Source organism: Hydrocarboniphaga effusa AP103 (assembly GCF_000271305.1).
GTDB lineage: Bacteria > Pseudomonadota > Gammaproteobacteria > Nevskiales > Nevskiaceae > Hydrocarboniphaga > Hydrocarboniphaga effusa.
The window spans coordinates 914,689-930,270 of the sequence record NZ_AKGD01000002.1; the positions used below are offsets into that span (position 1 = coordinate 914,689).

The following is a 15,582-nucleotide window of genomic DNA, read 5'->3' on the forward strand; positions in this document are numbered from 1 at the left end:
AAAAGGCGGCCTTTCGGCCGCCTTTTTCGTTACCGCGCGACTACTGCCCGAGGCCGGCTTTGACCTCCGCTTTGAGCGCCGGGGCCTGGCCGAGGTTCGAGACCGTCGCCGCGTTCTTGAGCCCGGACGGCGGCACGATCGGTCCGGCTCCTGCGAGTGGGCTTTGCGGCGCCTGGGTCGGAGGCGTGCGGCCGCTGCTGTCGGTCGGTCCCTTGGCTCCGCCGCTGCCCTTGAGGCCCAGCTCCTTGAGATCGCGATCGGTCACCACGACGCCGCCGAGCTTGTCGCGGTTCGGGTTGATCAGGCCGCCGCCGGTGGCCATGCCGAGCCCGCGACGCGCGTCGTTCTGCTCCTTGGTCGTCAGCAGCACGCCGCTGCCTTTGTCGGACTGAGGATCGGGGTTCACGGTGCCGCCGCCATTGGCCTTTAGATCCACACCGCGTCGGGCGTTGGCCGCTTCTGTGCCGCCGAGCCGGCCGCCGGTGGCGGTCGACAGCTCGACGCCGCTGCCGCGCTCCTTCTCCATGCCGGGCGCTCTCGGGGTGCCGCCGGTCGATGCGGTGGGATGGCGCTCGCCGTTCATTTCGAACTCGCCATCGAGCCCGAGATGTTCGATGGGCTCGTCGTCGGCTGCCGTTTCCGTGCCGCCGCCATCGCCTCCTTTGTCGTTGCCCGAGTCGCTGTCGGATGAACTGCTCGACGACCCGCTCGAGCCGCTGCCACCACCTCCGCCACCGCCGGTGTCATCGGCCGGGCCGCCGGGCTCTCCGCCGCCGCCTCCATCGCCATTGCTGCTGGTGCCGTTGCCTCCGCCGTCGCCGGGGCGACGGCTGCCCGATCCCGTCCCCTGGTAACGATCGCTGGCGGCGGTCCTGCCGGATTCGCGGGTTCCCGCGCTCCCGCTTCCGATGCCGGCCGAACCGGGTTTGGCCGCGGCACGCGCGGCGGCCGACTGGGCGGCGGTGTGCTGATCGATGATGGGTTGGATCGTGTCCCGGATCAGGCGATCGGCCTGCAGACCGCCGGTGCCTTGGCGGACGATGCCGGCGAGCAGCGCGTCACCGATCGCGCTGCCGTCTTCGCCGACCAGCTGCAGTTCGCCTCTGGCCTTGACCACCGCGCGGGCGACCTGTCCGGCGCGCCCCGCCGCATTCGCCGGCAGCTGGGCGACGATCTTGGGATCGAGCACGGCCTTGAGTTCGGCTGCCCCGACCAAGGCATCGGCGGCTCCGCCGTTGGTGCCGTCGGTCAGTCGACGCCGGGCGATTTCTTCCGCGATGCGGCCGAAGTCTGCTTCTTCGGCTCCAACCGTTTGCAGGCGAGCGGCCGAATCGGCGATCAGCCGTCCGGTCGCCAGGGCTTCGGCGTCGCCGGCGACGATGCGGGCCGCCAGCTTTTCGGCGCTGGCCCGGCTCATGCCCACGCTTTCGAACTGCGAAATCAGCGTCGCCAGCTCGTCCTTGGACGACTTGGCATTGGCGCTCGAATCGTTTTTGGCGGCAGAAGCTGGGTCAGTCCAGGCTGCTGACAGGCAGCCCAAGGTGGCGAGCGCCATCACGCCAAGCAGGCGGCGAGGGCGAATGAAGCGGTGGTTGCGAGGGCTGCGGTCCATGCGGTTCTCCTGATCGAATCGGATGACCGCAGGCTAGGGCGGCGGAGTTCGGCAGTCCGGACGGAATCCCGACCGTTTTACGACCAATGACGATCGACGCTTCGCGGCAATAAAAAGCCCCGCGTAGCGGGGCTTTGATCGACGCTCGGAGCCGACCGCCATTTCAGCCGGGCGGCAAACGATCGGCGGCGGGTAGCGGAACCGCATCGGCGCTTTTGGCGGCCGGCACGTCGGGCGATGCAGACAGATTCGTCGTCCACGATTCACCCGGCCGCATCGGCGTGGGCGCCGGCAGGTTCGCGAACTGCGCCGAATAATCCGTGCCCGGCAGCAGGCGCTGGAGCACGAACTGCGCGGCGGCCGCCACGCGCGGTTCGCGCACGCGGCCGCGCACGCCCCAGGCGACGATGTAGTCGTCGCCGGACGCTCCGCTGTTGGCCGGGCGGTTGGTGAAGGCGATGTCGCGCTCGATGCCGTAGTGGAACTGCATGAGCGCCTCCTCGGCCATCATCGCGATGTCCTCGGACTGCGTGGAATAGTTGTAGGCGTCGGACGCGCGGTCGGGCGCGAAGGCGTCGGCGACCTCGGACGGCGTCATCGCCCGCTGCGCACTCGACGCCGTGCTGCCGCGATACAGCACGTCGGCGAGCGCTTTCCAGGTTTGCGAGGCCAGGGGATTGCCGGCGACGAGCTCGTCGGAGATGCGATGGCCGCGCTGGGCGTCGATCGCCTGCCTGAGCGTCTGGTTGCGCGCGAGCCCGTCCAGCGCCGCGGGCGGCATGTAATCGCCCGCATGCGTGAGTTCGTGGAACAGCAGCCGGGCGATCGGCAGCCTGATGTCGTAGACCGAGCGCGTGCCGGTGTAGCTGTCGGCGTAGGAGTAATAGGCGTAGCGGTTGTTGCTGACGTAGCGCCACAGCGAGACGAACTGCAGCGCGTTGCCGAAGCCGGCGCGATAGTCCTCCTCGTCGCTGATCGTGGCGCGCTCGGCCTGCGTGAGCCAGAGATATTCGGGGTCGAGGTAGATCGCGCCGGTGGCGGTCGTGTAGAACGAAGGCCGGATCTTGCTGCCGATGACCACCGCGGTCAGCGAGCGCGTCATCCGCAGCGCCGGCTCCGGCAATGTCTGCAGCACTTCGCGAAAGCGCTGCGCCATCCACGGATGCGAGGTGACGACGCGCTCCATGAGCTTGTCGACCGTCACGCTGCCGGTTTCCTGGCCGAGAAACGGCAGGCGTTCGAGCGTGCAGCTGTCGTCGCGCGCTTCGTTGAACGCGCAATCGGCGAGCACCGGCGCATACGGCGCGCCGGCCACCGCGGGCGTGACGGCTTCGTAGATGCCTTCGGTGACCTGCGAATCGGGCTCGCCGTCGCCACCGCCGCCGCAGGCGCTGATCAGACCGAACAGGACGAGCGCGGCCGGCAGACGCCAGCGGCAAGGCGGCAGAAGGGTCTTCATCTGTGAGCGGGAAGGATCAGGGACGCGCGACGATGACTTCGATCTCGACGAGCATGCCCTGCGCCGCGAGTCCAGCCACCTGCACGGTCGTGCGAGCGGGCAGCTTGGGCTGTTCGGCGGTGCCGAAGAACTGCGTGTAGCCCTCCATGAAGCCGGCGAAATCCATCGCCGCGCCGGGCGTGGGCGCGACGACGTAGGCGGTCATCTTCACCACGTCGCCGAGGCCCAGGCCAAGGCTTTCGAGCGTGGCCTTGGTCTTGGTCAGCACCGAAACCGTCTGCGCCTTGGTGTCGCCCCAGTATTCGGCGCTGAATTTCTCGGCCTCGGGATTCGCCGGATCGGGCGTGGTGCCGCTCGGAAACACCAGCACCTTGCTCGCCGGCACCTCGACCGCGCGGGCGATCGGGAACGTGGAATTGGGGATCGGGTAGCGCTGGACGGCCTGCTTTTCCGTCGCCGGCCCGGTCGCCTTGGGGTCGCAGCCGGCGACGCCGAGCAGCAGGATGGCGCAAAGGCTCAGGGCCAGCGGGCGCAAGGCGAAGGGCACGGTGGAAGTCACGCAAGTCTCCTCAGTCGCCGCTGGCGACACGGTGATGGATGTGTTCGACGGCTGCATGAGCCGAGCGTACCGCACCTTCCTGCCAGCCCGAGACGAAGCTCATCTGGTCGCCGACGAGGTAGTGGCGCTGGTTCGGGGTCTGCAAGGTGGGGAAGTGCCTGGCCCGGTCCTCGGGTGTGAATTCGGGCGAGCAGCCCATCTGATACGGCACCTTGCCCCAGGCGATCGAGATGCCTTTCTCGACCAGTTCGCCATAGCCCGGGTGCAGCTTCTCGCCCTGCGCGATCGCCGCGGCGAGCCGCTGTTCGGGCCGCAGCCGGCCCCAGGCCTCGCCTTGCTCGGGATCCCAGGTGTAGCTGCCGAGCAGGATGCCCTTGGCCTTGTGGAAGCCGTGAGCCGGATACCAGAGCTGCATGATCGGCTGGTCGGTCCAGCTGATGCCGCCGTAGATGCGGTCGTCCTCCTCCCAGAAGCGGCGCCTGCCCTGGAAGGCGATCTTGAACAGCTTGCCGGGATGCACCACGGCGAGCGCGTCCCGGTAGGCGCGGCTGAAGTTGTTGCGGATGTCCTTGACCAGGTAGGCCGGCGCGCAGTTGATGCAGAAATCGGCCGTGATCTCGTGCTCCGCGCCGTTATGCCGATACCTCACGCGCACCTTCCTGTCGCCATCGACGATGCGCGTGACCGGCGCCTTGCGGACGATCACGCCGCCGAGCCGCGACTCGAAGCCCTTGACGATCCTGTCCATGCCGCCGACCGGCTGCATCATCGTCGGATGCTGCTCCCAGCCTTCGGCGAATTCCATCTGGAACTGCCAGAACTCCGAGCGCAGCAGTTCGGAAAGATCGATCGGCGGACGCGGCTGGCCGGCCTGCAGGATCTCGTCGCCCAGGTGCCCGCCGCGCGCCGAGCCCTTGTAGAGCAGGTCCGCGTCGAGATCGCCCCAGGCGCGCAGCATCTGGCGCAGCAGCTCGGCGTCGTCGGCCGTGAGCCTGGAATCGAGCGCCGAGGTTTGCGTGGCCTTGGCCAGCAGCATCGGCGATGTGCCCGCGCGAATCGGCCTGGATGGTCTCGCCGCGTATCGGCTTGCCACCGAAGGCCTTGCTCGAATGGAAGTAGCTGCCGCGGTTGTCGTTGATGAAGGGTTCGAGCGCGATGTCGAAGGCTTTCACGTAGGCCAGGATCGCCTCGTGGTGGTAAGGCAGCCGCGCCGGGCCCGCGTTGAAATACAGGTGCGGCTCGGCGTCGAAGCCGCAGACCTGCTCGCTGTCGGTCTCACGGATCACATCACCCGAACGCAGCGTGCGATTGCGCCCGCCCGCGCGCTCGCTGGCTTCGAGCAGCGTGCAGTCGTAGCCGGCCTTGCCGAGTTCGTAGGCGGCGGACAGGCCGCCGATGCCGGCACCGATGATGACCACCTTCCTGCCACGCCCGGAATCCGCCGGCAGCTGCGGCGGCCCGCCCCAGGCGGTCGGAAACGCCAGCAGGCCCATCGCCCGGTAGACCGCGCCGCTGCCGGCGGCCTGGCCCAGGTGCATGAGGAAATCACGACGGCTGAAACCGGACGGCCCCGGACCTTGATTGCGTCGCATCGTCGAACTCCCCCAAGCCGATGTTGCGGTGGTGAAACGAGCCGCGGGTTTCCGGTTCTGCCCGTCGTTCCCGCCGTGGGCGGCGCGACGGGCAGAACCCAGGAATCAGCGGCGGACGGCGTCGGTCGCCAGCAGCACCACGTCGGGCTCCTGGATGTAGTAGCCCTGGATGTAGTCCACACCCATCTGCCACATCCGTGCCATCAGGTTGGCATCTTCGACGTGGCTGACGATGGTCTTGATGCCGCGCTGCTTGGCCGCGCGGATCAGATCGGTCATGCGCTGCTGCGTGTTGGGCTCACCGAACAGGCGCGTGAGCTGGGGAGCGAAGCGCACGAAGCGCAGCGGCAGCTCGTCGAGCAGCGGCACCGACTGCGCGCCGAGCCCGTAATGCTCGAGCGCCAAGCCGGCGCCAAGCTCGTCGAGCGCTTGGGCGAGCTGGGCCGCCTTGCCGAGCTGTCCCTGGGCGACGCTCTCCTGCAGCGTGAAGCAGAGCTCGCGATGCAGCAGCTTGCGCGGCCCGAGCGCGGTCGGAATCCACTCCAGAAAAGCGTCGGCCTCGCGCAGGGTTTCCGCCGAGAGACGGATCAAGAGCAGGGCTGGCAGCGGATTGATCTCGCGCTTGGCCAGCACGCCCAAGGCGCGACCGACGACCCAGCGATCGATCTCGGCCATCAGCCCGAGCTTCTCGGCGGTCGGCAGGAATTCGCTCGCGTGCAGCTCGCGGTTGTGCTCGTCGACCATGCGCACGAGCACGTCGGCGTGCATGCGCGCGTCGCCTTCGAGGCTCGCGATCGACTGGTAGGCGAGGCGCAGGCGATGGTGTTCGAGCGCGGCACGCAGCTGATCGCCGCGCTCCGCGAGGTCACGCGCCTCGGCGCTGTCGCGCGCGGTCTGGCCGAGCATGACCATCTGGCCCGGAGTTTCGGTCGACAGCCGCCGGCCTTCGCGAACCAGCGGCTCGATGACGGCGACCGCGTTCTCCTTGAGCCCGATCGGGTACGCGCAGACCGTCAGCGTGATGCGCGTCTGGTGCGAGCCCGCAGTGTAGAGCGGGGCGGCGAGATCGCGGCACAGGCGCTCGGCGAGCTGCTCGATGTCCGACACGCTGTCGCGATGCAGGATCGCGAGCCACTCGTCGTTCGAGAAGCGGAACAGCGTGTCGCTGTGGCCGAGCAGCGCGGTGATCGCCGAGCCGACGTGGCCGACGAGACGCTCGGCGTCTTCGAGCCCGAGGCTGGCCTCGAGCGCGGAAAAGCCGTCGACGACCAGCAGCAGCGCGGCGCGCGGGCGGCTGTCGGCGGCCGGCACGCCGAGATGGCGGAACAGCGCCAGCCGATCGCCGAGCACCGCGCGTCCGGTCTTGACCGGCGATTCCGGCAGCACGCGCCATTCGACGAAGTCTTCGCCGTCCAGCGAACCGAGCGCGATCTGCAGGCGCACCGGCAGGCTAGCGCCGCTCACGTGCAGCAGCGCGGTGTCGAGACTGCGATCGACGCGATGTCCGCGCAGGAACTGGCGCAGCTCCTCCTTCACGCGCGGCTGCTGTTCGACGGCGACCAGATCGATCAGCGGGCGTCCGAGCAGGCTCGCCGGATCGGCCTCGCCGATCAGCTCGGCGAAGGCCTCGTTGACGAGCGTGACGAGCCCGTCGCTGGCCTGCACGGCCGCGTCGACATTGAGCAGCAGCTGCTCGCGGTGGCGGGCTTCGAACGCGGCGAGACGTGGCCGCAGGCGCTGCAGTTCGCGGCCGAGCCGGCCGCGCTGCGATTCGCGGCGATAGACGTGGTCGAGGTGCTCGAGCGCGTGATCGTCTTCGAGCGTGACGCGGTCCGCCGCGCCGAGCGTGAGCGCGGCCAGCGTCGCGCTGGCGCTGGCCGACGGGCCGAGCGACAGCATCGGCAGGCCCGGCGCGAGGCTGGCGCACAGCGCGATGGATTCCTTCAGCAGGTCGCCGGGCAGGAATTCGAAACAGAACAACAGGTCCGGCAGGCCGCGGCCGAGCGCGTCGCCGAGCTCGTCGAGATCGGCGATCCAGCCGACGCGTATCGCGAGGCCGGCCTGGCGCAGGTCGGCCTCGATGATGCGGGTGTTTTCCTCGGGGCCGCCGAGCACCCAGGCGACGGCCGTGCCCTGGGCGGAAAAGGCGTTCAAGCCAGCACTTGCTTGGCCGCGTCGCCGGCGGTTTCGCGCGCCAGCCGGGGCATCAGATAGCCCGGCAGCTCGGACGCGAGCTCGCGCATGAGGCCCCGGGCGGTGTCTTCGTCGACTTCGAAGTGCGCCGCGCCGTCGACGCGGTCGAGCAGATGCAGGTAATAGGGCAGCACGCCGCATTCGAACAGGCGCTCGGACAGCGCCTTGAGCGCGTCGACGCGATCGTTGACGCGGCGCAGCAGCACCGCCTGGTTCAGCAGCGTCACGCCGATCTGGCGCAGCCGGGCGCAGGCATCGGCGACTTTGGCGTCGAGCTCGTTGGCGTGATTGGCGTGCAGCACGATCACGGTGTCGAGCCGCGTATCGGCGAGGCGCTCGACGAGGCCGTCGTCGACGCGCTCGGGCAGCACCACGATCTGCCGCGTATGCAGGCGCAGCCGTCGCACATGGGCAATGCGGTCGAGGCCGTCGATGAATTCGCCGAGCTTGTCGTCGGACAGCGACAGCGGATCGCCGCCCGACAGGATCACCTCGGTGATCGAGGTGTCGGCCGCGATCTGCGCCAGCGCCTCGCGCCAGTGATCGCGCGCGGCGAGGGCTTCGGAATACGGAAAGTGGCGGCGGAAGCAGTAGCGGCAATGCACGCCGCAGGCGCCGGTGGTCATCACCAGCACGCGGTGCTGGTACTTGTGGACGATGCCGCCGGGCTTGAGCTTGGCCATGTCGCCGACCGCGTCGAGGCCGAAGCCTTCGACCGCGAGCGCCTCGGCACCGCGCGGCCAGACCTGCAGGAACAGCGGATCGTCCGGGTCGCCCTTGCGCATGCGCTCGGCGAAGCCGCGTGGCACCCGCAGCGGGAAATCGGCCAGCCGCTCGGCGTCGAGCACGGGCAGGGCGGGGTCCAGGTCGAGGAAGGCGAGCAGTTCGGCGGGCTTCGAAAAAGCGCCCCTGAGGGCGTGCTGCCAGGCGGGAGCCTGCCGGATTGTGTGACTAGGGGTTATCATGCGCGCCGCATTTTGGCCGCCAGGGTCTCCCCGGGCAACCGGCCAGACAAAACCAAACCGATTTGTTCCTCTTTGAAAGAAAGTGTGACTCGCCATGGCAAACGTCAGCACCAATGAAATGAAGTCCGGCACCAAGGTTCTGGTGGACGGAGAACCCTACGCTGTCGTCGACAACGAATACCGCAAGCCCGGCAAGGGCCAGGCGACCAACACGATCAAGATCCGCAACCTCAAGAACGGCCGCGTTCTCGAGAAGACCCTCAAGTCGGGCGACACCTGGGAGCTCGCCGACATCGAGGAAACCGACATGCAGTACCTGTATTCGGACGGCGAGTTCTGGCACTTCATGAACCCGTCGAGCTTCGAGCAGGTGCAGGCCGGCGCCACCGCCGTCGAAGACGCCGCCAAGTGGCTCAAGGGCGAGGAAAGCTGCAAGGTGCTGTTCTGGAACGGCGTGCCGCTGTCGGTGACGCCGCCGAACTACGTCATCCTGGCGATCACCGAGACCGATCCGGGCCTGCGTGGCGATACCTCGGGCGGCGGCGGCAAGCCGGCGACGCTCGAGACCGGTGCCATCGTGCGCGTGCCGCTGTTCGTGCAGCAGGGCGAGATCGTCAAGGTCGACACCCGCACGGGCGAATACCTGGGCCGCGCCAACAAGTGATGCCGGGAGACGGGGAACGGGGGACGGGAGACGCAAGCTCCTGGCGCCCTTCCGCCGGTCTCGAAACCATCAAGGCGCGGGCGGAGCTCAACGGCTCCGTCCGCGCCTTTTTTGCTGCGCGCGAGGTGCTCGAAGTCGAAACGCCGATCCTGTCCGCGCATGCGACGGTCGACCGGTACATCGACAGCTTTTCGACCCGCGACGGCCAGTGGCTGCAGACCTCGCCCGAGTTTCCGATGAAGCGCCTGCTCGCCGCGGGCTTTGGTGCGATCTTCCAGATCGCGCGCGTGTTTCGCGTCGAGGAGCAGGGGCGGTATCACAACACCGAATTCTCGATGCTCGAGTGGTATCGGCCGGGCTTTTCGATGCACGCGCTGATCGACGAGGTCGAGGCCCTCGTGGAGACGCTCGCGGGCCTGTCCGGGCGCTTCGAGCGGCTCAGTTATCGCGAGGCCTTTCTGCGCCATGCGGGGCTCGATCCGTTCTCGGCCGATGTGGCGAAGCTGCGCACAGCGGCAATCGGATTCGGCCTGATCCAGAGCGTTGATTTCACCGACGAGGTCGAGCCCGATTTCTGGCTCGACCTGCTGATGTCGCTGCGCGTTTCACCGCGGCTCGGTCAGCAAAACCCGAGCTTCCTGTACGACTTCCCGGCCTCGCAGGCGGCGCTGTCGCGCATTCGTCCGGCGCAGGGTAGCGAGCCCGCGGTCGCCGAGCGCTTCGAGCTGTTCTGGCGCGGGATCGAACTTGCCAACGGCTTTCACGAACTCACCGACGCCGACGAACAGCGCGCGCGCTTCGTCGCCGACCAGAACTGGCGCCGTACGCAGGGCAAAGTCGTTCCGCCCTACGACGCGCATCTGATCGACGCGCTCGCGGCCGGCCTGCCCGATTGCAGCGGCGTCGCGCTCGGGCTCGATCGCCTGCTCATGCTCAAGCTCGGCCTGCCCGAACTCGCGGCGACCCTGGCCTTCGATCGCAGGCGCGCCTGATCGCGCGCGGCCCGCTGCACTCGCCGGCGGCGCCCCCGATAATGGGCGCATGAACGTCTATTCCCCCCGCCTGAGCCGACTGATCGATGCCCTTCGCCGCCTGCCCGGCGTGGGCCCGAAATCGGCGCAGCGCATGGCTTTCCACCTGCTCGATCGCGATCGAAACGCAGCGCGCTCGCTCGCGCAGGCGCTCGGCGAGTCGCTCGACCACATCGGCCGCTGCCCGAGCTGCCGCATGTTCTGCGAGGACGAGGCCTGCCGCTATTGCAGCGCCGCGCGCACCGCGAGCGGGCAGTTATGCGTAGTCGAAGGGCCGGCCGATCTCATGGCGATCGAAGGCGGAACTTCGTATCGCGGACGCTACTTCGTGCTGATGGGCCGGCTGTCGCCGCTCGACGGCATCGGCCCCGACGAACTCGGGCTCGACCTGCTGCAGAGCCAGCTCGCGAGCGGTGATTTCAATGAGCTCATCATCGCCACCAATCCGACCGTCGAAGGCGAAGCGACCGCGCACTATCTCGCCGAAATGGCGCGCGCGCAGAACGTCGCGGTGTCGCGCATCGCGCACGGCGTGCCGATGGGCGGCGAGCTCGAATACGTCGACGGCGGAACGCTCGCGCATGCGCTGAGCGGCCGCAGGCCGGTCTGATCGCGGCGCTTATTCGGCCAGCAGGCGATCGATCTTCGCCGCGCAGATGAAGTCGTTCTCGGACAGCCCGTCGATCGCGTGCGTCCAGTAGCGGATGCGGACTTCCTGGTAGCCGAATTCGATCAGCGGGTGATGGTCTTCCTGGATTGCGATCCAGGCCACCGCGTTGGTGAACGCGAGCACGCGCGCATAAGTGCGGAACTCGATTTTGGTTTCGATCGCGCGGCCCTGGTCGACGATCTTCCAGCGCTCGTTCAGTTGCTCGTGAAGGCGAATGGCGGCGGCGAGGTCGAGCGGCGGAACGCCGCCTTCGCAGGGCACGCATTTCTTCTCGGACAACTGGGCCATGGCGCCTCCGCGGGGCCGACGCGGGAAGGCGTCGGGGCGCGCATGCTGCCGCGTCGTCCGGCGGAAGTAAACCGGGTCACGATCTGAGCCGGGTCTCTCGATGAAACGCTCCCGCATGCGCGTTACCGAATGCGCGAGCCGCGGGTGCCGGTTCGAGTTTCCCATCCGACCGGACCGCTGCCGACTCAGACCGCGCTCAAGGCCCGTTCGAGGTCGTGGCGCAGGTCGGCGATGTCCTCGATGCCCACCGAGAGCCGGCACAGCGAGTCGCTGATGCCGAGCGCGGCGCGATTCTCGGCCGGCACGCTCGCGTGGGTCATGATCGCCGGATGCTCGATCAGGCTTTCGACGCCGCCGAGCGACTCGGCCAGCGAGAACAGCGAGCAGGCTTCGAGAAAGCGCCGGCTGCCGGCCAGGTCGGTCGCAAGCTCCACCGAAATCATGCCGCCGAAGGCCGGCTCGCCGCTGCGCGGATCGCGCATCTGCCGGCGCGCGAGCTCGTGCTGCGGGTGCGAGGCCAGCCCTGGGTAATGCACGCGCGCGACTTTCGGATGCGCTTCGAGCCAGCGCGCGAGTTCGAGCGCGTTTTCGCAGTGGCGCTGCATGCGTACCGACAGCGTCTTCACGCCGCGCAATGCGAGAAACGAATCGAACGGCCCGGCGACCGCGCCGACCGCGTTCTGCAGAAACGCGAGGCGCTCGGCGATCTCGGGCCGGTCGCCCGCGATCAGCAGGCCGTTGACCACGTCCGAATGCCCATTGATGTACTTGGTCGCCGAGTGCATGACGAGGTCAAAGCCATGCTCGATCGGCCGTTGCAGGTAGGGGCTCGCGAAGGTGTTGTCGGCCGCCGCGAGCACGCCGTGCCGGCGCGCGATGGCCGCGATCGCCGAGAGGTCGGCGAGCTTGAGCATCGGGTTGGTCGGCGTTTCGACCCAGATCATGCGCGTGCGCGTTTCGATGGCGTTTTCGATCGCGGCCGGATCGCGCATGTCGACGAACGAAAAGCGCAGCCCGGCCGATTGATGGCGCACGCGCGCGAACAGGCGATAACTGCCGCCGTAGAGATCGTCGCTCGCGATGATGTGATCGCCCGGCGCGAACAGGTCGAGCAGGGTCGAAGTGGCCGCGAGGCCCGATGCGAACGCGTAGGCGCGCGAGCCGTGTTCGAGATCGGCGATGCAGCGCTCGTAGGCGAAGCGCGTCGGATTCTGCGAGCGCGAATACTCGAAGCCCTGGTGCACGCCCGGCGAGGACTGCACGTAGGTCGAAGTCGCGTAGATCGGCGGCATGATCGCGCCGGTCGAGGCATCGGGCTGCTGGCCCGCATGGATCACGCGCGTGGCGAAGGCCTGGGCCTGTGATTGTTTGTCGTTGGACATGTCGTGTGTGCGTTGTTTATTCGGGTATGCGCATCAAAGCTGCTTGCGCAGGTAGTTGAGCAGGTCGATCTTGGTGATCAGGCCGACGAAGCGCGAGCCGTCGGCGACGATGGCGACGTGATCGCGCTGGAACACGGGCAACAGGTCGGCGATCGGCGCATTCACCGCGATGGTCTCCACGCGCGTGACCATCGCGGTCGAAACCTTGTCGTTGAAATGCGTCGGGTCGGCCTGCACGTGCACGAGCAGATCGGATTCGTCGAGGATGCCGACGACGCGATCGCCGATCATCACCGGCAGCTGCGAGACGTCGAACAGCCGCATGCGCCGATACGCCTGCAGCAGGCTGTCGTCGGGCGCCAGCGTCACCGCTCCGCCTTCGTGATAGCGACGCACGATCAGGTCGAGCAGATTGCCTTCGTGCGGACGCGCGAGCAGGCCGTGCTCGAACATCCAGAAGTCGTTGTACATCTTCGTGAGGTACTTGTTGCCGCTGTCGCAGACGAAGGTCACGACGCGCTTGGGCGTGGTCTGTTCGCGGCAATAGCGCAGCGCCGCGGCGAGCAGCGTGCCGGTGCTCGATCCGCCGAGCAGGCCTTCCCTGGACAGCAGCTCGCGCGCGGTGTGGAAGCTCTCGGCGTCGTCGATCTCGTACGCATGCTTCACGCGAGCGAGATCGCAATTGGGCGGAACGAAATCTTCGCCGATGCCTTCGACGAGCCAGCTCCCGGCCTCTTTACGCGGCGCGCCGGTCTGCACGATGTCGGCGAGGATCGAGCCCTTGGGATCGGCGAGCACCATCTGCAACTCGGGCGCCACGCGTGCGAAGTAGCGCGACAGCCCGGTCAGCGTGCCGCCGCTGCCGACGCCGACGACGACCGCATCGAGACGCTGCTGCATCTGCTCCCAGATCTCGGGGCCGGTGGTGGTTTCGTGCGCGAGCGGGTTGGCCGGATTGGCGAACTGGTTGACGTAGAAGCTGCCCGGAATCTCGCGCGACAGGCGCTCGGCGATGTCCTGGTAATACTCGGGGTGGCCCTTGCCGACGTCGCTGCGCGTGATGTGCGTCTGCGCACCGAGCGCGCGCAGGTGCAGGATCTTCTCCTGCGACATCTTGTCGGGAATCACGAGGATCAGCTTGTAGCCTTTCTGCGCGGCGACCAGCGCGAGCCCCAGCCCGGTGTTGCCGGCGGTGGCTTCGATCAGCGTGTCGCCGGGCTTGATGCGGCCTTCGCGTTCGGCGCCCTCGATCATCGACAGGCCGATGCGGTCCTTGATCGAGCCCGTGGGATTCTGGTTTTCGAGCTTGACGAACAGCTGGCAACAGCCGGTGTCGAGCCGCGTGAGTTCGACGAGCGGCGTGTTGCCGATGGCGGCCAGCGCGCCCTTGGCGGCAGTGGCTGCGGTCTCGTGCGCACCTGGGGTTTTTCGCATCGCTGCTTCTCCTCGGGGTGTGCGGGCACGGTAGCACGCTCGCCGATCGGCAGGCTTTGTTATTGTTCGGCCCCAAAAGGAGCCTCATGAGCGCACACGCAAGCCACCTGATCTGGATCGATCTCGAGATGACCGGGCTGATTCCCGAGCGTCATCGCATCATCGAGATCGCGACCATCGTCACCGACGTGCACCTGAACATCCTCGCCGAAGGCCCGGTGATCGCAGTGCACCAGAGCGAGGAGGAACTCGCCGCGATGGACGACTGGAACACGCGCCAGCACGGAGGCTCGGGCCTCGCCAAGCGCGTACGCGAAAGCCACAGCACCGAGGCCGAAGCCGAGGCCAGGACGATCGACTTCCTCAAGCAGTGGGCCGTTCCGGGACGCTCACCGATGTGCGGCAATTCGATCTGCCAGGACCGACGCTTTCTCGCGCGCTACATGCCGGCGCTCGAACGCTTCTTCCACTATCGCAATCTCGACGTGTCGACGGTCAAGGAGCTGTGCCAGCGCTGGACGCCCGAGATCGCGCGCGGTTTCTCGAAGGAGTCGTCGCATCTCGCGCTCAACGACATCCGCGATTCGATCACCGAGCTGCGGTATTACCGGCAGCATTTTCTGCGCGTGCCGATGGTGTGAATTCGCTTTGCGTCCCTCTCCCGCCGGGAGAGGGATCGAGGGTGAGGCTGCCTTCGGGATAACCGTTTTTGCTATCCCGGCAAGTCCCTCATCCGGCGCTACGCGCCAGCATCGAACGGAGGGGGAAGGCCTTTTTCGACCGCTTTCAACCGCGCGGCTTGAAGCTCTCGAAGCGCCGCTGCATGTCGCGATAAAAAGCCTTGTCGGCCTCGTTGTCCGCGGCCGGCGTGACGATCTGGATCGTCACGAACTGGTCGCCCGGCGTCGAACCGGGCAGGCCGCGGCCCTTGAGGCGCAGCTTGCGGCCGGCGGCGGTTCCGGCCGGCAGGTTCAGCTCCACGGTGCCGCCGAGCGTCGGCACGTCGACCTTCGCTCCGAGCGCCGCTTCCCAGGGCGCGATCGACACCGTGGCGCTGACGTCGCGGCCGTCGATCTTGAACAGCGGATGCGGGCTGAACTCCATCTCGAGCAGCAGATCGCCACCGCGCGCGCCCTGCTCGGCGAGCCGGATGGTCTGGCCGGCCGCGATGCCTTTGGGAATCTGCACGTTGAGCGTGCGCCCGTTGGAAAGGCTGACCTGGCGCGAGCCGCCGTTGTAGGAGTCTTCGAGCGTGATCGCGAGCTTGGCGCGCTGTGGCTGGACCGCGAAATCGTCTTCGAATCCACTGCTGCCGAACCCGCTCATGCCCGGGCCGCCGGCACCGCCAGCGCCGCCGAACAGTGTCGAGAAGAAGTCCGAGAAACCGGCGCCGCCGCCCATTCCGCCCATGTCCTGGCCGCGACGGCCTCGACCCGCGCTTCCGCGGAACTGCTGCTCCCAGCCCGGCGGCGGGGTGAACTGCGAGCCGGCCTTCCAGTTGGCGCCGAGCGCGTCGTAGGAGCGGCGCTTTTCGGGATCGGACAGCACCTCGTTGGCTTCGTTGATCTGCTTGAAGCGCTCTTCCGCACCCTTGGCCTTGTTGCGGTCGGGGTGGAATTCACGCGCCAGCTTGCGATACGCCTTCTTGATCTCGTCGGCCGTAGCGGTCCGCGAGACGCCGAGTATCTGGTAGTAGTCCTTGTAGTCCATGACGCATTATCGAGCATGTGACC

14 protein-coding genes and 1 pseudogene are annotated in these 15,582 nt (G+C 67.8%); 4 read left to right on the plus strand and 11 right to left on the minus strand.

Translation table 11 applies throughout. The features are described 5' to 3' along the window. Positions 1 to 40 precede the first annotated feature (40 nt). The 7 genes and pseudogenes from WQQ_RS23155 to epmB form a co-directional block, all read right to left on the minus strand. Positions 41 to 1,612 carry a hypothetical protein gene (locus WQQ_RS23155; RefSeq protein WP_007186152.1) on the minus strand — a complete coding sequence of 524 codons (1,572 nt, stop codon included), beginning with the start codon at positions 1,610 to 1,612 and terminating at the stop codon, positions 41 to 43. Between the two features lie 163 nt (positions 1,613 to 1,775). Then, positions 1,776 to 3,071 carry a hypothetical protein gene (locus tag WQQ_RS15440; RefSeq protein WP_007186153.1) on the minus strand — a complete coding sequence of 432 codons (1,296 nt, stop codon included), beginning with the start codon at positions 3,069 to 3,071 and terminating at the stop codon, positions 1,776 to 1,778. A 16-nt stretch (positions 3,072 to 3,087) separates the two neighbouring features. Further along, entirely contained in the window at positions 3,088 to 3,630 is a 543-nt protein-coding gene (locus WQQ_RS15445; protein WP_007186154.1) for a RidA family protein, read from the minus strand. A 10-nt stretch (positions 3,631 to 3,640) separates the two neighbouring features. Further along, positions 3,641 to 4,666, minus strand: coding sequence for a flavin monoamine oxidase family protein (locus WQQ_RS23820; protein WP_007186155.1), 1,026 nt, complete (start codon positions 4,664 to 4,666; stop codon positions 3,641 to 3,643). Further along, a pseudogene (locus WQQ_RS25270) lies at positions 4,599 to 5,222 on the minus strand (flavin monoamine oxidase family protein); the annotation flags it as partial. The pseudogene WQQ_RS25270 and the gene WQQ_RS23820, both read right to left, overlap by 68 nt. A 105-nt stretch (positions 5,223 to 5,327) precedes the next feature. Continuing rightward, positions 5,328 to 7,376, minus strand: coding sequence for an EAL domain-containing protein (locus tag WQQ_RS15455; RefSeq protein ID WP_007186156.1), 2,049 nt, complete (start codon positions 7,374 to 7,376; stop codon positions 5,328 to 5,330). Further along, on the minus strand, positions 7,373 to 8,380 hold the full coding sequence (epmB, locus tag WQQ_RS15460) for an EF-P beta-lysylation protein EpmB (RefSeq protein WP_040454223.1): 1,008 nt from the start codon (positions 8,378 to 8,380) through the stop codon (positions 7,373 to 7,375). The genes WQQ_RS15455 and epmB overlap by 4 nt, the downstream gene beginning before the upstream one ends. A gap of 94 nt (positions 8,381 to 8,474) precedes the next feature. On the opposite strand from epmB, the gene efp reads away from it, so the two are divergent. From efp to recR, 3 genes are read left to right on the plus strand one after another with little or no spacing between them, the layout of a single operon-like run. After that, positions 8,475 to 9,044 carry an elongation factor P gene (gene efp / locus WQQ_RS15465; protein WP_007186158.1) on the plus strand — a complete coding sequence of 190 codons (570 nt, stop codon included), beginning with the start codon at positions 8,475 to 8,477 and terminating at the stop codon, positions 9,042 to 9,044. Then, positions 9,044 to 10,036 (plus strand): EF-P lysine aminoacylase EpmA, encoded by a 993-nt coding sequence (gene epmA / locus WQQ_RS15470; RefSeq protein WP_007186159.1) that lies wholly within the window; start codon positions 9,044 to 9,046, stop codon positions 10,034 to 10,036. Before efp ends, epmA begins: the two co-directional genes overlap by 1 nt. A 49-nt stretch (positions 10,037 to 10,085) precedes the next feature. Further along, on the plus strand, positions 10,086 to 10,685 hold the full coding sequence (gene recR, locus WQQ_RS15475; protein WP_007186160.1) for a recombination mediator RecR: 600 nt from the start codon (positions 10,086 to 10,088) through the stop codon (positions 10,683 to 10,685). 9 nt (positions 10,686 to 10,694) lie between these two features. Here the strand turns inward: recR and WQQ_RS15480 are convergent, their stop codons facing one another. The 3 genes from WQQ_RS15480 to WQQ_RS15490 all read right to left on the minus strand — a co-directional run bounded on the left by WQQ_RS15480 (position 10,695) and on the right by WQQ_RS15490 (position 13,849). Continuing rightward, positions 10,695 to 11,033, minus strand: a complete 339-nt coding sequence (locus WQQ_RS15480) for a 4a-hydroxytetrahydrobiopterin dehydratase (RefSeq protein WP_007186161.1) — start codon at positions 11,031 to 11,033, stop codon at positions 10,695 to 10,697. 185 nt (positions 11,034 to 11,218) lie between these two features. After that, positions 11,219 to 12,415, minus strand: coding sequence for a trans-sulfuration enzyme family protein (locus WQQ_RS15485; RefSeq protein ID WP_007186162.1), 1,197 nt, complete (start codon positions 12,413 to 12,415; stop codon positions 11,219 to 11,221). A gap of 33 nt (positions 12,416 to 12,448) precedes the next feature. Beyond that, positions 12,449 to 13,849, minus strand: coding sequence for a pyridoxal-phosphate dependent enzyme (locus tag WQQ_RS15490; RefSeq protein WP_007186163.1), 1,401 nt, complete (start codon positions 13,847 to 13,849; stop codon positions 12,449 to 12,451). Positions 13,850 to 13,935: 86 nt separating this feature from the next. On the opposite strand from WQQ_RS15490, the gene orn reads away from it, so the two are divergent. After that, positions 13,936 to 14,490, plus strand: a complete 555-nt coding sequence (orn, locus tag WQQ_RS15495; protein WP_007186164.1) for an oligoribonuclease — start codon at positions 13,936 to 13,938, stop codon at positions 14,488 to 14,490. 145 nt (positions 14,491 to 14,635) lie between these two features. On the opposite strand, the gene WQQ_RS15500 is transcribed toward orn, so the two are convergent. Further along, positions 14,636 to 15,559: a DnaJ C-terminal domain-containing protein gene (locus WQQ_RS15500; protein ID WP_007186165.1), complete on the minus strand. Its 924-nt coding sequence runs from the start codon at positions 15,557 to 15,559 to the stop codon at positions 14,636 to 14,638. Between the last annotated feature and the right edge of the window lie 23 nt (positions 15,560 to 15,582).

Coding starts and splice junctions, on each gene's coding strand:
- WQQ_RS23155 (WP_007186152.1), bottom strand. CDS start 1,612: ATGGACCGCAGCCCTCGCAACCACCGCTTCATTCGCCCTCGCCGCCTG.
- WQQ_RS15440 (WP_007186153.1), bottom strand. CDS start 3,071: ATGAAGACCCTTCTGCCGCCTTGCCGCTGGCGTCTGCCGGCCGCGCTC.
- WQQ_RS23820 (WP_007186155.1), bottom strand. CDS start 4,666: ATGCTGCTGGCCAAGGCCACGCAAACCTCGGCGCTCGATTCCAGGCTC.
- epmB (WP_040454223.1), bottom strand. CDS start 8,380: ATGATAACCCCTAGTCACACAATCCGGCAGGCTCCCGCCTGGCAGCAC.
- efp (WP_007186158.1), top strand. CDS start 8,475: ATGGCAAACGTCAGCACCAATGAAATGAAGTCCGGCACCAAGGTTCTG.
- epmA (WP_007186159.1), top strand. CDS start 9,044: ATGCCGGGAGACGGGGAACGGGGGACGGGAGACGCAAGCTCCTGGCGC.
- recR (WP_007186160.1), top strand. CDS start 10,086: ATGAACGTCTATTCCCCCCGCCTGAGCCGACTGATCGATGCCCTTCGC.
- WQQ_RS15480 (WP_007186161.1), bottom strand. CDS start 11,033: ATGGCCCAGTTGTCCGAGAAGAAATGCGTGCCCTGCGAAGGCGGCGTT.
- WQQ_RS15485 (WP_007186162.1), bottom strand. CDS start 12,415: ATGTCCAACGACAAACAATCACAGGCCCAGGCCTTCGCCACGCGCGTG.
- WQQ_RS15490 (WP_007186163.1), bottom strand. CDS start 13,849: ATGCGAAAAACCCCAGGTGCGCACGAGACCGCAGCCACTGCCGCCAAG.
- orn (WP_007186164.1), top strand. CDS start 13,936: ATGAGCGCACACGCAAGCCACCTGATCTGGATCGATCTCGAGATGACC.
- WQQ_RS15500 (WP_007186165.1), bottom strand. CDS start 15,559: ATGGACTACAAGGACTACTACCAGATACTCGGCGTCTCGCGGACCGCT.